The following is an 18,782-nucleotide window of genomic DNA, read 5'->3' on the forward strand; positions in this document are numbered from 1 at the left end:
TGCAAACGTTTTCTCAACTAGATACAGGTTTTGAATGTTGAAACGAACACAGCTGCCAACTTAGTTATGGAGGGATTAGCATGCCATTTTGTAAAGTTAATAAAGCTAATATTTACTATGAGGACAAAGGAACAGGAAAGCCGATAGTAATGATTCATGGTTTTTCACCGGATCACAGATTGATGAGTGGTTGTATGGAGCCACTATTTGATAAAAGGACGGGATTGAGACGGATCTACATCGACCTTCCTGGAATGGGGCAAACCAAAGACTATGAACAAATAAATAACACCGATGAAATGCTAGAGGTAGTCATCGATTTTATAGACACGTTACTGCCGAATGAATCTTTTCTCCTTGCTGGGGAATCTTACGGCGGTTATCTGACGAGAGGAATAATCGGAGAACGAAACGAACAAATTTTGGGTGCTGCATTCATATGTCCGATGATTATACCTGGAAAAAAGGATCGGACACTTCCTGATCCTTTCATTGTACATTCAGATCGAGAATTTTTGTCTACATTGACAAAAGACGAGCTCGATCAATTCAGCACCAATCAAGTTGTCCTCGATGAATATAATTGGAAGAGGTATACCGAAGAAGTGATGGCTGGTTGTCAAATAGCTGATGAAGAATTTTTAGTTAAAATCCAGAAAAGTTATGGACTCTCGTTCAGTTTGGATGAAGTCGGGTTTAAGAAACCATCTGTCTTCCTGTTAGGGAAACAGGATTCTGTTGCTGGATATGAAGATGCCCTTCACATTATCGATAAATATCCAAGGGGTACTTTTGCTGTCTTAGATCGAGCAGGCCACAATTTACAAATTGAACAATCAACTTTGTTTAACTCACTTATTAACGATTGGTTGGATCGAGTTGATGAATATACTGATGAAGGTGATGTTCAATGAATGTTTTAGTATGGAATGAAAACCGTCATGAACAAACAAATCAAGTAGTTGCGGATCTTTATCCTGAAGGAATCCATGGAACGATCGCGTCATTTTTAAAAAGTGATGATGTCACCGTGAGGACTGTGACGTTGGACGACGAAGAGCATGGGCTGACCGAAGAGGTATTGAATGAAACGGACGTCCTCGTATGGTGGGGGCATCAAGCTCATGATGAGGTCGAAGATGAAATCGTCGAACGTGTAAAACAGCAGGTTTTGGAAGGAATGGGTGTTGTCGTCCTGCATTCATCGCACTTCTCAAAAATCTTCAAGAGCTTGATGGGGACATCCTGTGATCTTAAATGGCGTGAAGCTGATGAAAAAGAACGTCTTTGGGTTGTGGATCCGAGTCATCCGATTGTTGAAGGAATCGGGGAGTATATCGAATTGGAAAAAGAAGAAATGTATGGGGAACACTTCGATGTTCCCCCACCGGATGAACTAATCTTTATGAGTTGGTTTGAAGGCGGAGAAGTGTTCCGAAGCGGAATGACCTATCGTCGTGGGAAAGGGAAGATCTTCTACTTCCGACCAGGACATGAAACGTACCCGACGTACTATAACCCAGAAGTGCAAAAAGTGATCCGAAACGGTGTGAAATGGGTAAAATCAACTGACAATACAACACCGAAGTATGGAAATGCAAAGCCCTTAGAAACGATTTCTGAAAAAGAGTGACCACAAAGGAGATTAGTAATCATGTCTAAACTACGAATTGGCATTATCGGTTGCGGGAGTATTGCTCAGCATAGACACTTAGTTGAATACAATGCTCATCCTGATGTAGAGATTGTGGCGGTATGTGATATCGTCGAAGAACGAGTACAAGAAATAGCGGAAACATACGATGCAAGGGCTTTTACAGACTACGAAGAGCTGTTGAAGACAGACCTTGATGCCGTGAGTATTTGCCTTCCCAATCATTTGCACGCACCGGTTTCGATCCACGCATTGAATGCAGGATGCCATGTATTATGTGAAAAGCCGATGGCAACCTCAAAAGGGGAAGCAGAAGCGATGATTGAAGCAGCTGAAGCGAACGATAAGAAATTGATGATTGGACATAATCAACGTTTTGTTCCTTCTCATCAAAAAGCAAAGGCGCTCATCGAAAGCGGGGAAATCGGTAAAATCTATAGTTTCCGAACGACCTTTGGACATGGCGGACCTGAAGCATGGAGTGCGGATGGCGAGAAAAGTTGGTTTTTCAAAAAAGATGAAGCCTATATTGGTGCGATGGGCGATCTTGGTGTACATAAAGCAGACCTGTTGCGCTACCTTTTAGGGGAGGAATTTACAGAGATTGCAAGCTTCATAGAAACCAATGCAAAAGAATACAGCGAAGTTGACGATAATGCGGTTTGTGTTTTGAAAACAGCGAGCGGTGTAGTAGGAACATTGGCAGCAAGCTGGGCTTATTCGGCAGCAGAGGATAATTCGACGGTCATTTATGGGGAGCATGCGATTTTACGATTAGAAGATGATCCCGTTCATTCGTTAGTCGTGCAATATCAGAATGGGGAAGTCGTGAAATACGAGCTTGGAAAAATCCAATCGAATGATGATGGTGGCAAGGAGAACAGCCATGTGATCGAGCATTTTGTGGAATCGATCATGAACGATAAAGAACCGTCGATTGACGGGTACGAAGGTATGAAATCTCTCGAAGTGATCCTAGCTGCCTTAACGTCTCAACAAACGAAATCAATCAGCCGGATCGGTCAATTGTAATGGCAAAGCTTAAAATGGGCATTATCGGAGTTGGGGGAATTGCGCAGGAACGACACCTCCCAACATTTTTACAGTTGAATGAATCGGTAGAGCTCGTTGCAGTAAATGACCAAAACGAAGAACGTGCCAAAGAAGTAGCTGAGAAGTTTGGAATCCCGCAAATTCTTCATGATTATCAAGCGATGTTCGAAGTGATCGATGCGGTAACCATTTGTACTCCGAATAAGTTTCATGCAGAGATAGCGATTCAAGCGCTAGAAGCAGGTGTCCATGTACTCTGTGAAAAGCCGATGGCGATTTCGACCAAAGAGTGTGAGGATATGATAAAAGCGGCAACGGAAAACGACAAGCTGTTGTCAATCGCCTATCATTATCGTTATACGAAAGAGGCACAAGCAGCAAAAAACACCATCCTCCAGGGTGAAATTGGTGATCCACTCGTGGTCCGTGTCGATGCATTACGTCGCCGGAAAGTACCTGGCTGGGGTGTTTTTACGAATAAAGACCTGCAAGGCGGCGGTTGTCTGATTGACTTCGGTTGTCACTTGCTTGATCTAGCACTTTGGTTGCTCGATGACCCGGAACCTGTTGAAGTGATGGGACGGGCCAATAATCGATTAAGCAAAACTCCGAACCGTTTTAATGAATGGGGTTCATTTGATCATCAGACCTTTGAAGTCGATGACCATACAACTGGATATATTACTTTTAAAAATGGAGTCTCACTCATTCTTGAATGCTCGTGGGCAGCGAACATTAAGGAAGATACCACCAACTTACGTATATCGGGTGTCGATGGCGGGCTGAGCGTGTACCCGTTTGAACTGTATAAGGAAAAACACGGAATGCTCGTCAATACAAGTGCGAGCGTAATCCCAGGAGTTGATGACCCAGGTATCCTGCAAGCGAGAAACCTTGTGAACAGCTGTTTAGGATCCGAAGATTTAGTCGTGAAACCAGAACAAGCATTGACAGTTACAAAGATTATCGAAGCCATTTATAAAAGCAGTGAAACAGGTTCAAGTGTACGGCTTTAGTTTTTGTGTATAAAAAAGGAGGCGAATAAAATGAAACTAGGTGTATTCACCGTTTTATTTTCCGATAAATCGTTTGAGGCTATGTTGGATCATGCGAAAAACGCAGGGCTTCAGGCGGTCGAAATCGGTACAGGAGGATATCCAGGCAATGCACATTGTAACGTTGATGAACTGTTGGCGGATGAATCGAAGCGAAAGGAATTCCTCGAAAACGTCCATTCCCGCGAGTTGACGATCAGCGCATTCAGTTGCCACGGAAACCCGATTTCTCCGGATATATCGATGGCGGAGGATGCAGATGAGGCGTTCAAAAAGACCGTCAGGCTGGCAGAAATGTTAGACGTTCCTGTCGTCAATACGTTTTCCGGGACACCAGGGGATAGTGAGGATGCGAAGTACCCGAATTGGCCTGTAACCCCTTGGCCAAATGAATATTCAGATGTTTTGAAGTGGCAATGGGAAGAAAAGTTGATTCCTTATTGGAAAGAACGAGGACAATTCGCGAAAGACCACGGTGTTAAAATCGGACTCGAGCTCCATGCTGGATTTCTTGTCCACACCCCGTATACGATGCTGAAATTGAGGGAAGCAACCAACGATGCAGTTGGTGCGAATCTCGACCCGAGTCATCTATGGTGGCAAGGGATTGACGCTGTGGCAGCCATCAAAATCCTCGGAAAAGAGAATGCGATTAACCATTTTCATGCAAAGGATATCTACATCGATCAAGATAACGTCAATATGTACGGGTTGACCGATATGCAGCCGTATTCCAGTGTTCAGACACGTGCTTGGAGCTTCCGTACAGTAGGCTATGGGCACAGCAACCACGAGTGGGCGAATATTGTCAGTGCATTACGGACCTATGGCTACGATCATGTCATCAGTATCGAACATGAAGACCCGATCATGTCCATTGACGAAGGCTTTAACCGTGCCGTAAAGAATTTGAAAGAAGTCAATATCGAAGAAGCGCCTGCTGATATGTGGTGGGCATAAGAACAGACAAAAATCCCTTTCTATGAGAAGGGGATTTTTTTATTGTTTACAAGGAAACTATAAAATCTTGAAACCCATAAAAATAGATTCCTGAATCTAATTGATAATTGTTATCATTCTATGTATAATGATATTTGTGTTAATGATAATGATAATTATTTTCAACTAGATTAGGAGGAGAAAAATGAAACGGTTAGCAAGCATGTTCGTTCTGTTAGTATTTTTGATTTTGGTTGGGTGCAGTTCCCACGCAAGTATAGATTCAGGCTCCGGGGAGGAAACAAAAAACGATTCCAATTCGGAAGAGAATCAAAGTGACGAAAATAAGAAGCTTAGGTTAGGTTGGGGATCTGATGGTGGCTTTCCTTCTCCATTTGCATTTAGTCCAGTAGGACCTGCTGGATACCTAAGAGTCAGTTATATTTATGATTCCTTGGCATGGAAAGATGAAGAAGGGCTTCAACCATGGTTAGCAAAAGATTGGAAGATTTCAGAAGATGGGTTGAAATATGAGGTTCATTTAAGAAAGGGTATCGAGTGGCATGATGGAGAAGCATTAACGGCTTCTGATGTAAAGTTCACCTTTGATTATATCGCAAAGCATGGATTTGCATGGGGAGATACCAGCATGGTAGATGCGGTGAAAGTGAAGGATGAGTCTACAATCGTCATTACACTGAATAAACCCTATTCACCTTTTGTAGAAGAAGTGATGGGGATCATACCGATTATTCCGGAGCATGTCTGGTCAGAGGTTGATGATCCTGTAGCCTTTCGTGGAGAAGGAGCTACAGTTGGTACTGGACCTTATAAGCTTATAACGTACAATCAGGAATCCGGACAATATCTTTTTGAAGCAAACCCTGACTATTTTAAAGGGAAGCCTGTTATCGATGAGATTACATATGTAACAGTGGATAACCAAGTACTAGCGCTTAAAAATAAAGACCTTGATGCTGCAAGGATCAATTATAAAGACATTAAAGCATTTGAAAAAGCTGGTTATAAAGTGATGGAAAGTAACCCGCATGGAAGTATTGTTCGTATTGTCTTTAATCTTGAGCAAGAATTGTTAGGACAAAAAGAAATGCGACAAGCGATAGCCTATGCTCTTGATCGAGAAACCATCGCGAAAAAAGTGCTGGGTGGAAACATTGTTGTCGGGAATGCTGGAGTTATCCCTCCTGGTTCTCCATGGTACAACCCTGATGTGAAGAAGTACAAATATAATCAAGAAAAGGCTAAAGAAATTCTTAAAGAACTAGGATATACCGATCAAAACAATGATGGAATGCTAGAGTCGGAAAGCGGTGAACCATTAACATTGAATTTAATGGTAGCAAGTAATGCACGAGATGGTCAGTTAATGAAAGATATGTTAGAGAACGTCGGCATCAAAGTGAATTTGCAAAAAGTAGATAAGACAACATTTACAACATCTATGGGAGAAAATAATTATGATATGGCGATTACAGGTCATATTGGTGTAAGTGGAGATCCCGATTTTCTTCGTCGATGGTTTACAGGAACAGAATATAATGAGTTCGCTGCAAGAGGTTCGGTCTTGAAAAATGAGAAGTTTCATAATCTTGCCCAAAAACAATTAACGATTGCTGATTTCCGTAAAAGAAAAGAAGTCGTCGACCAAATTCAAGAAGTACTAGCAGAAGAGGTTCCTACACTACCTATTTATCATCGTCCATTCTATTGGGCATACGATTCATCTGAATTCAATGGATGGTTCAACACATGGGGTGGTATAGCTAATGGGATCCCGCTTTGGGAGAATAAGGCAGCGTTCCTACCACATGATTAAAAAAGTACTCTTCTATTTTATGTTATTTATCCTGATTGTAACGCTTAATTTTTGGCTCCCTCGGTTAATGCCGGGGGGACCCATTGCTTACCTTCAAGGCGGCGGTGACGAATCAATGATGATGATTATGACACAGGAGCAAAAAGAGAGGTTACTAGCTTATTACGATTTAAATGTTCCAATCTATGAACAGTTCATTCATTTTACAAAAGGAATCATTCATGGTGATTTAGGAGTGTCCATCCATTTTAAATCACCTGTTACAGAAGTGATTTATGCCCATGGAAAATGGACGCTTTTCCTAGTTGGTGTTTCAGTTTTATTAACGATCCTTATCAGTACGATTCTTGGAGTGGTCTCTGCATGGTTACGAGGGAAGAAGCGAGATTATTTCTTGTTTACTTCCCTTCTTTCATTCGGTGCTGTACCGGAATTTGTAATTGCGATTCTTCTGTTATTGACATTTAGTATTCATTTTCAGTGGTTTCCTTTAGGTGGAAGTTTAACACCTTTTACAGACTATGGAACAGGCGTAATGGGGACCTTTCATTACCTAAAAGACTGGTTCCACCATGCTGCCCTTCCTATCGCGACTTTAACACTGGCCAATTTATCCAGTATTTATTTACTCATACGTAACTCTTCTTTAAATGTTTTAAGCGAGCCTTATATTTTTGCAGCTGAGGCAAAAGGGCTATCCCGAATGCGAATTCTATTCCATCATGCGCTAAGAAATGCTTTACTGCCTGTTGTTACGTTGATTGGTATACGAATAGCCTTTTTATTAACAGGCGTAATATTAGTTGAAACGGTATTTTCATATCCGGGTATGGGAAAGCTTTTGTACACGGCAATCATTGCTCGAGATTATCCATTGCTGCACGGACTCTTTTTAGTGTTTACGACGGCAATATTATGCATGAATTTATTGACAGATCTGCTTTACCCAAAACTGGATCCACGTATTCGCAGAAAGGATATCAAGGAGTATGCTTAGGTATTTAGGGTTGGGTATTTTACTCATATTTGTCGTGATCGCGTTAATCGCTCCATTAATCAGTCCAGGAGATCCTCATGCCTATAAGGGTCCAATGTTATCTGCCCCAAATGATGAGTATCTTTTAGGAACAAATGATGTAGGTCAAGATATACTTAGCCAGCTCATATATGGATCTCGAACCTCTCTTTTTATCGGCATTACGGTTGGACTTATAAGTACTAGTTTAAGTGTGGGATTAGGTCTTTTATCAGGGTTCAACCGTAAGTTGGATCCTTATATCATGGGGCTATGCAACACAATTTTAGCGATTCCGAATTTGTTGATTGTTATTATAATCGTAGCCTTTACAGGAACCAATTTATGGAATGTCATTGTTGTCTTAAGCTTGCTAACTTGGCCGGGGTATGCAAGGATTATTCGATCAGAGGTCATGTCATTAAGAGAAAGAGATTATGTGAAAGCCGTAAGTACTTTTGGGGCTAAACAAAATTATATTTTATATAAGCATATCCTGCCGGGTATCTCTTCCTTGGCAGTCGTTAAATTTATCAATACAGCCCAGTCTGCCATCGTTGCAGAAGCAAGCCTCTCTTTTCTTGGATTGGGCGATGTGACGAAAATAAGTTGGGGAATGATGCTTCACTATGCATTTGAATCTGACAGCACGTTCATTTCCTCTGCATGGCAGTGGTGGGTACTGCCGCCAACAGCGTGTATCACTCTTTTGATCGTAAGTTTTGCTTTTCTTGGTTACGGCAAAGACTCGAAGAAAATAAGCCGCAGAACACTCAATAATAAGAAAGTCACTAAAGAAGATTCTAAATCAGAGCTGTTAAGTAACGAGACTTTACTAAATATAAAGGATTTGGAAATAAAATACTTGATAAATACGAATCAAAAAAAGCACAAATTCGGACATAAGACGGCTGTTAATAAAGCGTCATTGACCGTGCATAAAGGGGAAATAATGGCCTTAGTGGGGGAGTCAGGTTCGGGTAAAACCACAATTGCAAAGTCCCTTCTTAGAATGTTACCTTCTGCACAAGTATCTGGAACGATTCAATTTAAAAAGAACAGCGTATTGGATATGACTGCCAATGAGTACAAAAAGCTGCGATGGGTGGATATTTCGATGATCTTCCAAGATGCAAAACAGTCTTTGAATCCGGTCATGAAAATTGGGGATCAAGTCGATGAGGTATTGGTCTATCGCTTAGGGATGAAGAGAGAACATGCAAGGTCAAGAACAAAAGGACTTCTGAACGATGTAGGCTTGGACCAATCGGTTATCAATAAATATCCGCATGAATTGAGCGGTGGGATGTGTACGAGGGCAGTCATTTCTATGGCTCTCGCTTGTGAACCTGAATTGTTGATTGCTGATGAACCAACAAGTTCGTTAGATACGATTACAAGAAAGAAAGTGTTGCAGTTACTGAAAAGCAAAGTCGACCAGTTTAACCTATCGATGCTGTTTATTACCCATGATATGGGAGTTGTGGCAGAAATGGCCGATACGGTGGCAGTCATTAAAAATGGAGAAATAGTAGAGGATGGATCAGTATGGGATGTATTTGACAGTCCTGAACACCCTTATACGAAAGAACTGATTGGAAGCAGGAATACATCGGAATTTTACAAGGTATCCGTCAAGGGGTGAAAGTTTGTTACAAATAGATAGTGTAAGTAAAACGTTTAATAGTAAGGGACATAAGATACATGCAGTGAAAAATGTACGATTTTCAATCCAAGATGAAGAAGTTTTTGCTCTTGTGGGAGAGAGTGGATCAGGAAAATCCACTTTGGCTCACATGATCATGCGACTTGAACAACCGACATCCGGCAATATACATTTAAACGGGAAAGATATTTTTTCTTATCCAAAAAGAAAATATGCAAAAGAGGTTCAAATGGTCTTTCAAAACCCTGATAGTTCGTTAAACCCGAAAATGACGGTAGAAGAGTTGATCGGAGAACCGCTATACCTTCATAACATGCCGCGGAGGGTTCGATTTAAAAGGGTCAAAATATTGTTAGAAAAGGTACGACTTACTTCTGATGTCATTGACCGTTTTCCTGCTGAATTATCGGGAGGACAGAAGCAGCGAGTAGCAATAGCTCGTGCTCTAGCTTTGGAACCTAGGCTTCTAGTGGCTGATGAAGCAACATCCTCACTAGATGTATTAATTGAGCGTGAAGTAATCGATTTATTAAGAGACCTTCATAAAGAAACTGGAATTAGTATCCTGCTTATTTCGCATAACCTTGAAATCGTCCATTCGATTGCAGATCGAGTTGGTGTCATGCATAAAGGGGAATTACTTGAAGAAGCGAGTACAAGCCAATTATTTAAGCATCCGCAAGAATCATATACTCGGAAACTATTAGAAGCTATCCCAATTTCACATCCTGAATTTCGTAAATCATAGAAAAGGAAAGGAGGAGTCATTATGGCAAAGATTGCTGTACTATATTCAGGTGTCATATTCCAAGATATGGAGTTCAAAAAGGAGAAATATAAAAATGTGGTCGATATGATCCCCATTTATGATTTACCGAATGTTTCGCTTGATTCGTATATCGCACTTGTCGTACCACGTATATCAGACGAAGAATACCTATTCAAAGAAAAGGAAATCATTGAGGGATTTTTGAATCAAGGCAAAATAATCTGTTCGTTTGTGCAAAATTTTCGGAAATGGCTCCCTGGAAATAAATTATGGAGAAGAACGGACCTTAATTTAAAAGAACATAGAGTTACTTACAAGAGAGAGCATCCCATTTTTGCTGGGGTCGATGAATACGATCTTAATTTTAAAGAAGAGGTTGCAGGTTTCTTTTATAGAGGTACGATCGACCCACCATCAAAAGCAGAGGTTGTTTTAGAGGATCATCGTGGGTATACGATCATGTATATTGATCGTAATTCAACAAAGGGTACGATTGTTTCTACAGCTGGTGCCGATTTATTCGGTTATGCCGGTTCGACACCGAGTACAGCACAGAAAATAGGACCCCAATTACTTCAATGGTTAGAGGATGAGTATGAAGATATCAATAGGAGGTGATACATGTGAAAACTGCCATACTCTATGCGGGTCATAGTTACCACCATGAATTTTTAAGCAATGAAAAATTCCGTCCATTTTATGATGATTCCATCTATTTACTCGACCTGCCAAAGGTAGATTTGACTACATACGACCTCTTAATTATTCCTGCACGAACGAATCAGGACTATCTTTATGAGCATAAAGACAAGTTTCTTCATTTTTTAAATGAGGGAAAATGGCTGATTTCTTTAGGTGAAATTTATCGTCCCTGGCTTCCAAACACAGGATGGGAGTTTTGTAAGACGAACTTCAATTGGTGGATAAAAGAGGGTGGAGAGCTTCCCCTTATTGCACCAGACCCGAGACATCAATTATTTAACTATATAAACATAGACGATGCACGCTGGCATTATCATGGAGTATTTTTTCCTCCAGAGGGAGCACGTGTTATTTTAAAGAATGATCATGGCGGGGCAATCATTTATGAAGATGATAATAGTTTTCAAGGTAAGCTGGTTGCCACCACGCTGGACCCAAGCTACCATATTGGAGCAGGTTTCATCCCTCAAACAGAGAAATTTCTTTATGGTTTTTTGAAATGGATTCAAGATGAATACAAAGATTCTTAAGTAAGATGTCTTGAAAGATGAAGCGTGATTCATTCAAGACACAGTTTGTTTTTATTGGTATTTTTTAACGGTCTTTCTCTCATAATGAATGGGAAGCTGGTTTATTGTATGGGGTGAAACATTTTTTGTTTCTGAATCCAAGTTACCTCCATTTATTATACGAATGAATAGCGATAGCAAAGAAAACCCTTCAGGTCATTACCCCACATAAATTCCTCCCCTTCCTCGTTGGTCTATCACTTGCTCGAGGAAAGGGATTCTTCCTCCTGACAGCTGTTGAATATCACCCGAACTATTTTAAAAATTTTCCAGGGATGAAAATAGTGATATTCCTTGGATCATCTTTACTGATCTCTTTTCCCGTAATCAGATCTTAAAACATCGTGATTTTAAATCTCTTAAAATAAGTCTGATTTTACTACAAATGTATTATTGAAAATTCAGAAAAAATTAAGAGACAATAGTTCTATAACAAATTAAGGAGGTAAGCATGAAGAATTTCATTCAAATCGTTTCCCTAATAGGGATTGTCCTTTCCTTATTATTTGTTTCGGGGACAGGCTATGCGGAACATAACGAGGACTCGCACAGTGAAAACATGCAGCTAGAAGGAAGAGCTCAGTTTGAATATGGGACGGACCTGGCTTTCCAAGGGAACTTGATGGTAGCAGGATCAGGAGCATGGGATGAAAATGCCGATGAGTATAGCGGCGTTTATCTTTATAACATTTCTAATCCTGTAAAACCCAAACTGATTTCGAAGCTACCTTGTCAGGCGTGGCATTCTGATGTGGGGATTTGGGGTAACTATGTAGTCCAATCTCATGATAGCGGGAGTGATAACAAAGGATGCTCTCCAGGAGAAGGAAAAGAAGGCATTCGAATTATCGACATAACGAATCGGAATCAACCTGAATCTGTGGGCTTCGCTGAAACGATTCACGGATCCCATAATTTATCAGTTGTCGGAGATACAGGTTTCGTTTATGTGTCTTCTTATAACCTTGTGGACAGTATTGCAGTAGATGGTGTATCGATCGTAGATATCCGTGATCCGAAAAATCCTAAAGTGAAGTTTCTGGAGTTTCCAGATGTTGACAACACTGCTTTGCATGATGATATGCATAATGAAAGTGGAATGCTGCCTATTTCACCGGGTTGTCATGATATAGGGATCGATATGGAGAAAAACCTTGCATTCTGTGGTGGAATCGATGAAACTCATATTTGGGACATTTCTGATCCGTGGAATCCAGTCATTGTTTCGATCATTCGTAACCCTGCAATCAATATTCACCATGGTGCAGATAATGACAATACCGATGGGGATGTATTGATCATTGATGATGAATTCGCTGGGGCCGCGGGAGGACCAGCTGCATGTACCGTGGAAGGAGCACCGACTGGTGCGTTATGGTTTTATGACATTTCCGATCCGAAGAATCCTGAATATATGAGTTACTGGTCCCCACCTACTACCGATGTGAACGCGGATTTTTGTACTTCACATTTTTACGGTTCTTTCCCTGATCGTAATTGGGTAGCTGGTTCTTGGTACGAGGAAGGGGTTCGGGTTGTTGATTTTTCTGATCCATACAACCCTAAGGAAGTCGCTTATTATGATCCAGAAGGAGCGAACTTCTGGTCGGCCTATCCTTACAACGGATATATTTTTGCGAACAGCTTTGCGCCAGCAGGATCCGATCAACCAGATAAAGGCGGCTTATATATATTTAGTATCGACGGCTATACAAAGTCTGATTACTTAAATAGCAACTAAAACTTTCAATGTTTGTTTCAAAAGATATTTGGAGCTTTGTCTCTTTGGTCTAGTATTTTAAGAGTACCGATCCTATTTGGGTTGGTGCTCCTTTTTCGTTAACTAGATTTTTCTTACTAGTAAACTTGGGTGTCTATTACTTCTTTAGTCGTAATACTACTACTCTTGCCTTTACTTTTTTATATCTTTTGGCGAATGGTCAAGTATATCTTCTTTCTGGAATAATTAAAGTATTCGAAATATTATCAACAGGAGGATGAAGATGAAGAAACTTGCCTTATTATTAAGTGTTATGTTAGTGTTTTCAACTTGGTTTACCGCTTTCTCATCAGTTTCGCCAGCGAATGCCGAAACAAACGGAACTGCGATCATTGACGAGCGCCTAGTGGAAGCGATGCAAAATACGACAGATCCGCTAGAAGTGATTGTTACGTTTCAGACAGAAAACGGTCCGACGAACGAACATATCAACCTTTTACAAGATGCTGGAATTGCTGTTGGACTGACATTCAATGAACTTCCGATGGCTGGTGTGCTAGCGACTCCAAATCAAATTAAGACGCTTAGCGAAAATCCAGAAGTCCGTTCCTTATACTTTAACGAAAAGCTAGAATATGAGAATGAAAAAGGTACTGCCCTTACTGGAGTGGACAAACTTCGAGATAGTTCTGAACTGACGAAAATGAATGAAGGACTCCCAGTTAGCGGGAACGGCGTTTCAGTTTTGGTCAATGACAGTGGAGTGGATGGTACCCATAACGATATAAAGTTCGGTGACCATCTTGTTCAAAATGTGAGTGGGGCTACAAACCTTCATGCATTAAGTGACATCCTTCCGGTAACCTATGTTGAGGATGTCCCGAACACCGACAGCAACTCTGGTCATGGTACGCATGTCGCTGGAATCGTTGGTGGTAACGGTGCTCAATCGAACGGGAAATACGAGGGTGTCGCACCTGGTGCCGGGATTGTTGGTTATGGTTCCGGAGCAGGAATCGCAATCCTTGATACGCTTGGTGGCTTCGATTATGCATTGACTCATCAGGCTCAATACAACATTCGAGTTGTAACGAATTCTTGGGGTACGACGAGCGATTCAGGAACGGCTTTCGACCCTGAAGATCCGATTAATATCGCAACGAAAGAACTTTACGATCGGAATATCGTCACAGTGTTCTCGGCTGGTAACTCTGGGCCAGGAGAATCGACCATCTCTGGAAACTATAAAAAAGCGCCATGGGTCATTACAGTGGCTGCAGGAGACAGTCAAGGAAATCTTGCTGAGTTTTCATCTCGTGGTGTAAAAGGGAAAGGCGGAACGGTAACGGTCGACGGGGAAACGTTTACGTGGGAAGACCGTCCGACGATTACGACGCCGGGTGTAGATATCATTTCTACGAAGACCGTTGCACCACTAACTGCTCTAAGTGCCGATAAAGATGCAGAAACCCTTGCTCCTGCGCATTTACCATACTATACACACATGAGCGGAACGTCGATGGCAGCGCCACACGCAGCTGGAATCGTTGCCCTGATGCTTGATGCGGACCCAACTCTTACACCGCTTGAAGTAAAGGAAATCATCCAGAAAACTGCAACGAACATGCCAGGATATGAGCCTTGGGAAGTCGGTGCAGGCTATGCCAATGCATATGCTGCTGTCGACTATATCTTGAACGATAAAAACTACGGTGAACCACTTAATTTAAACAAAGACTTCAATGCAAAAAGTGAGGTCGATGTACAGCGAACACCATTTGAAGTGGAATACAATCCTGCAACGGCTGAATCCAATAAGTTTGAGTTTCAAGTTGAGGAAGGGTTGAATGAAGTTGTTGCACGCGCGAATGCAAAGGGCGTTCTTGGGGAAACAGGCAACACGTTAAACCTTGTGTTAACAGCACCGGATGGAACCGAATACACCTCTGGAATTTATGTTCTTTTTCCACTATACACAGACCGAACCGTTCAAGTAACGAATCCAATGCCAGGAACGTGGGCACTGGAACTAAGAGGGCTTGAAGGCACTGCAGCACCAGAAACCGTTCAAGGGGAGCTTGCATTTAAAAAAGCGAGTGGGTTTTCAGGCTTGAACGATATTAGCGGACATCCTGCAGAGTCAGCTATTAAATCGGGCGTAAGTGAGCGTCTGGTTGACAGCTATGACAGCGGGAACTATAAGCCGGATCAAGCACTGACTAGAGTTGAGCTTGCGAAGTATTTAACGATGGGAGCAGGGGTACGTCAAAACCTCCCAACTGGAATACAATATACCGATGTAAAAGCAGAGGATGCGCCATTTGTGGAAGCTGTTTCTGCAATAGGTTCACCATTAAAGGATACGTTTCAGCAATACAGTGGTGTCATGCTTCCAACAGCTGACGGTAAATTTTCTCCAAATCAAGCAGTAGATCGAGCTGAACTTGCTTATTCCCTCGTTCAAAGCTTAGGATTGGAAGAAGAAGCGAAACAGTTTAATGACGAACCACTTACCGTTCAGTATAAAGATGAGCGAATTGCTGTACAAGACGCTGGTGAAGTACCTTCAGAATTGAAAGGTTACGTTCAGCTAGCACTTGATCTGAACATCTTGAATGCGTATTTCGATGTAACACAAGGACCTTATGATACTGAACCGACGATTACAGCAGAGTTCAACCCAGATCAAACGGTCACAAGAGGCGATTATGCGGTCGCAATCTCACGCTATTACGCAAACTACTTGATGCCATAAAAAACGTTATCCACCTAAAGGGCTGTCGATGAAAATAATCGGCAGCCCTTTCTAATTAATTTGTTAACCCGGTCAATCCGTACTTCATCCGCACATACAGTAAATCTAGCAAACTCATACAATAATATATCTTGAATCAGGAGGTGCTAGTTGATGAAAAGTTGTCCGGATCCCTATCACAACAATTATCTCATACATGAATTTTTGCAGGAGTGTCCCATATGTCCGCCACACGAGGCATTCTTTCAGTGTGAATGCGAGATTTGCAATCCTCCCAAAAACGCATTATTGAAAAAGAACCAACTGAATGAGTAGGGACAGACGTCAGTTTATTTAAAGAAATACAATAATATGATATGTATTATATCTGTTCTCATTTTATCGTTTATAAAATCAAAAAAAGGTGGTTCATGCCACCTTTTCCTATGTGTAGAGTTCCTAGGTCCATGTTTTTTTATTGATAAAGGAACTATGATCTTCTTACGTTATTGACTTTGACCGGCTCAGATTCTTTTCAATAATCAGATTTGATGCAAATCGGCCGATGTTTTCGAATCCCATGCTTTTAAATGCTGCTATTGCTTCGCGGTTATCCCTGTCAACTGTACCATAGACCTTTTGAATTCCTTTTTTCAATAGATAACCTTCAAAGGATGGCAGAAAGTGACGCGCGATTCCTTTACCTTGATAATGGTTATCTAGAACTACATAGTCAACAAGGACCATATCATTAATTCTGAAACGGTAACTAAGGAATCCAGCTATCATCCCATTCTCTTTACAAATGACAAGCACCTCATTAGCTTGTTCCAGTATTCCCTGGATCGTTTCGGTTCGTACATCAAAGTTTTGTGTAGCAATATCAATTAATGTATGTTCATCTTTACTACGGATCCAGCTTCGTATATACAATTCTCATTCTCCTTTTTACAAAATTTTTTGAGGAAAACATATTTCGATTCGGTTTACGCTTTTCGTAATATCGGAGGATTAGTTGATTTTTTAAAATTAGTAATATAAGAGAAAAAAGGTTAATGTAGTGGTACTACACTAACCAACACAGCTGATTTTATAAAATATGAATATAGTTCTTACCCACTGTAGCATTATTAATATATCTAGTTCTTCTACATTAAGTCTCTAGCAATTCTTCTTTTCTTAACCTTTTTCTTTTTCTTCTTATGACTACTAAATAGCTCATTCAATAATTGATTGAAACTCAACGTATAACCCCCTTAACGGAAAATTGGAAAAGAGCATAGAGAATGGATATCCTCTTTTCTCACTATATTATACGAAAGCTAGTTTAAATAGCTTGGACAAGTACTAGATTAAAAGTGAAAAAGTGCGCTTTTACTAGGAAGGGATGAGTATTTTTGCTAAGTTTAGAAGAGAAGATAATAGTAATTGTAAGCATAAACTTCAAAAAAGATCAGCACCCTGCTGTCGTACTATTAACAGGTTTGGTTGAGAGGGAGAAAATACTTAGAAATTCAGCATACACTGACGTTTATCGAGCATGGTGGCAAACCAACACTTATAATGATTGGTGTTCCGGCTTCCCCTACTGAGGAAGAAGCCAAGACCTTCGAAGAATCACAAGAAATGGTACAAAAAGGGTTTGAAGTAACCTTCGATCAATTAGTTGATTATCTGTCAAAGGTACACAATTAAACTATCGTTTTAACGAAAAAACACCGCCTATCTAGCGGTGTTTTTTTCGTTACATGTTGTTGTGGGATCGGTTAAAACCCCTTAGTTCAAGTGAAACAAAAAGTTATTTAATACATCTATACAATAATCTGAATACTCATATATGAGAAGGGTTGAAGTAATGATCATATTGACAATATATTCAAACTAAGATAACATTTTTATTGATTGAATAGTCAATCAAAAAAGGGGGATTGAAATGTGGAAATTAGCCTATAGAAATGTAATTTTTAAAAAGACGCGCTCTATTTTAACTATTCTCGGCATAATGACAGCCATTCAGCTTTATGTCATTATGTCTGGAATTATGGATGCTTTCGATAATGATATTCAAGAACAAGTTTCTATGATGGCTGGAAGTGTCGTTGTTAAAAACAAGGCTGAAGGTATTAACTTTCCTCCTGTAAACACAGTGTTCGAGGAGGAAATTGCCCACCAAGTGCAAAAGGAGTATGATATCGACCCATCTCAGAGCAGTGCCATATTGTTTCAAGCTATTGTCCCTCCCCTCGGTCCCGGATTGCCTCCTGATGTAATGGCTGTTGGAATCGAGCCTGGAAAAGAGTCGGCCATTATCGGTGATATTGAAGTAGATGGAGAACAACAACTTACCGGAGGAACGGATGTAATGATCGGGGTAAATGCATCTGAACACTTCGGAGCAGGCATTGGCGACAGCATCACATTAAGGGGAAAAACATTTATGGTATCTGGGATATTGGCTGAATCGAACAGCCTCATTGACGGTTCGATTCTACTCCCCCTGGAAACCGCACAAAATTTATTCAATCGACCCAATTTGGTCAGTGCGATGATGTTGAAAGCTGCTAAGCCCGATGAAGTGAAAAGCTTGGCAGAACAAATCAATGCAAATTACCCTGAGCTGACGGGATCCATTTCTGAAGACCTGGCGGATAATGCTCAAAAAATACTGGAAAAGATGCGCGCTTTTTTCGCGATGACCAATTACACCACGATTTTCATCGCTATTGTCGTTGTTACCATTGTGATGGTCATGTCTATTTTTGAGAGAAAAAAAGAAATTGGTACCTTAAAAGCTATTGGTGCGTCCAGAAGGGTCACTATTTGTACTATCTTGGCCGAAAGTCTTACTTACTGTTTGTCAGGCGGTATTCTTGCACTGCCTGTTTCTGCAATCATTAACCATTTCATGTTTGATACATGGATAATGGATCCGGAAAGATGGCTGGAGACGATTTCTGTAAGCGTTCTGGTTGGACTGTTGGCAGCTCTTTGGCCTGCATGGACTGCGCAAAGGGTCAATCCCCTGGAAAGTTTGAGATATGAATAATACAAAGATCGGGGAGGAGTATC

Annotated in this window: 16 protein-coding genes; 15 read left to right on the top strand and 1 reads right to left on the bottom strand. The window is 40.9% G+C overall.

The genetic code is table 11. The features are described from left to right. The first annotated feature begins 80 nt into the window (after positions 1-80). From MOJ78_RS06700 to MOJ78_RS06760, 13 genes are all read left to right on the top strand, one after another. Positions 81-914, top strand: a complete 834-nt coding sequence (locus tag MOJ78_RS06700) for an alpha/beta fold hydrolase (protein ID WP_304980419.1) — start codon at positions 81-83, stop codon at positions 912-914. Further along, a complete protein-coding gene (locus tag MOJ78_RS06705; RefSeq protein ID WP_304980420.1) occupies positions 911-1,633 on the top strand; it encodes a ThuA domain-containing protein in 723 nt (240 codons plus the stop codon). The genes MOJ78_RS06700 and MOJ78_RS06705 overlap by 4 nt, the downstream gene beginning before the upstream one ends. 21 nt (positions 1,634-1,654) lie before the next feature. Beyond that, positions 1,655-2,686, top strand: a complete 1,032-nt coding sequence (locus tag MOJ78_RS06710) for a Gfo/Idh/MocA family protein (protein WP_304980421.1) — start codon at positions 1,655-1,657, stop codon at positions 2,684-2,686. Further along, the gene (locus MOJ78_RS06715) at positions 2,686-3,723 is read left to right on the top strand and encodes a Gfo/Idh/MocA family protein (RefSeq protein ID WP_304980422.1); all 1,038 of its coding nucleotides are present in this window, start codon (positions 2,686-2,688) and stop codon (positions 3,721-3,723) included. The genes MOJ78_RS06710 and MOJ78_RS06715 overlap by 1 nt, the downstream gene beginning before the upstream one ends. Positions 3,724-3,753: 30 nt before the next feature. Further along, the gene (locus MOJ78_RS06720) at positions 3,754-4,722 is read left to right on the top strand and encodes a sugar phosphate isomerase/epimerase family protein (RefSeq protein ID WP_304980423.1); all 969 of its coding nucleotides are present in this window, start codon (positions 3,754-3,756) and stop codon (positions 4,720-4,722) included. Positions 4,723-4,906: 184 nt separating this feature from the next. Beyond that, a complete protein-coding gene (locus MOJ78_RS06725; RefSeq protein WP_304980424.1) occupies positions 4,907-6,538 on the top strand; it encodes an ABC transporter substrate-binding protein in 1,632 nt (543 codons plus the stop codon). After that, on the top strand, positions 6,489-7,535 hold the full coding sequence (locus MOJ78_RS06730; RefSeq protein ID WP_304980425.1) for an ABC transporter permease: 1,047 nt from the start codon (positions 6,489-6,491) through the stop codon (positions 7,533-7,535). The genes MOJ78_RS06725 and MOJ78_RS06730 overlap by 50 nt, the downstream gene beginning before the upstream one ends. Beyond that, complete coding sequence (locus MOJ78_RS06735; RefSeq protein ID WP_304980426.1) at positions 7,528-9,198, top strand: dipeptide/oligopeptide/nickel ABC transporter permease/ATP-binding protein; 1,671 nt, start codon at positions 7,528-7,530, stop codon at positions 9,196-9,198. Before MOJ78_RS06730 ends, MOJ78_RS06735 begins: the two co-directional genes overlap by 8 nt. Before the next feature lie 4 nt (positions 9,199-9,202). Then, positions 9,203-9,967 carry an ABC transporter ATP-binding protein gene (locus MOJ78_RS06740; RefSeq protein ID WP_304980427.1) on the top strand — a complete coding sequence of 255 codons (765 nt, stop codon included), beginning with the start codon at positions 9,203-9,205 and terminating at the stop codon, positions 9,965-9,967. Between the two features lie 21 nt (positions 9,968-9,988). Continuing rightward, positions 9,989-10,606, top strand: a complete 618-nt coding sequence (locus MOJ78_RS06745) for an aspartate/tyrosine/aromatic aminotransferase (protein ID WP_304980428.1) — start codon at positions 9,989-9,991, stop codon at positions 10,604-10,606. Between the two features lie 5 nt (positions 10,607-10,611). Further along, complete coding sequence (locus MOJ78_RS06750) at positions 10,612-11,220, top strand: hypothetical protein (protein ID WP_304980429.1); 609 nt, start codon at positions 10,612-10,614, stop codon at positions 11,218-11,220. A 490-nt stretch (positions 11,221-11,710) separates the two neighbouring features. Continuing rightward, positions 11,711-13,000, top strand: coding sequence for an LVIVD repeat-containing protein (locus tag MOJ78_RS06755; RefSeq protein ID WP_304980430.1), 1,290 nt, complete (start codon positions 11,711-11,713; stop codon positions 12,998-13,000). A 262-nt stretch (positions 13,001-13,262) separates the two neighbouring features. Next, positions 13,263-15,734 carry a S8 family serine peptidase gene (locus MOJ78_RS06760; protein WP_304980431.1) on the top strand — a complete coding sequence of 824 codons (2,472 nt, stop codon included), beginning with the start codon at positions 13,263-13,265 and terminating at the stop codon, positions 15,732-15,734. Positions 15,735-16,214: 480 nt separating this feature from the next. On the opposite strand, the gene MOJ78_RS06765 is transcribed toward MOJ78_RS06760, so the two are convergent. Then, positions 16,215-16,646: a GNAT family N-acetyltransferase gene (locus MOJ78_RS06765; RefSeq protein ID WP_304980432.1), complete on the bottom strand. Its 432-nt coding sequence runs from the start codon at positions 16,644-16,646 to the stop codon at positions 16,215-16,217. A gap of 555 nt (positions 16,647-17,201) precedes the next feature. On the opposite strand from MOJ78_RS06765, the gene MOJ78_RS06770 reads away from it, so the two are divergent. Together MOJ78_RS06770 and MOJ78_RS06775 are read left to right on the top strand one after the other, a co-directional pair. After that, positions 17,202-17,408 (top strand): hypothetical protein, encoded by a 207-nt coding sequence (locus MOJ78_RS06770; protein ID WP_304980433.1) that lies wholly within the window; start codon positions 17,202-17,204, stop codon positions 17,406-17,408. Between the two features lie 238 nt (positions 17,409-17,646). Further along, positions 17,647-18,759: an ABC transporter permease gene (locus MOJ78_RS06775; RefSeq protein ID WP_304980434.1), complete on the top strand. Its 1,113-nt coding sequence runs from the start codon at positions 17,647-17,649 to the stop codon at positions 18,757-18,759. Positions 18,760-18,782 lie beyond the last annotated feature (23 nt).

This window comes from Alkalihalobacillus sp. AL-G, from assembly GCF_030643805.1.
GTDB lineage: Bacteria > Bacillota > Bacilli > Bacillales > Fictibacillaceae > Pseudalkalibacillus.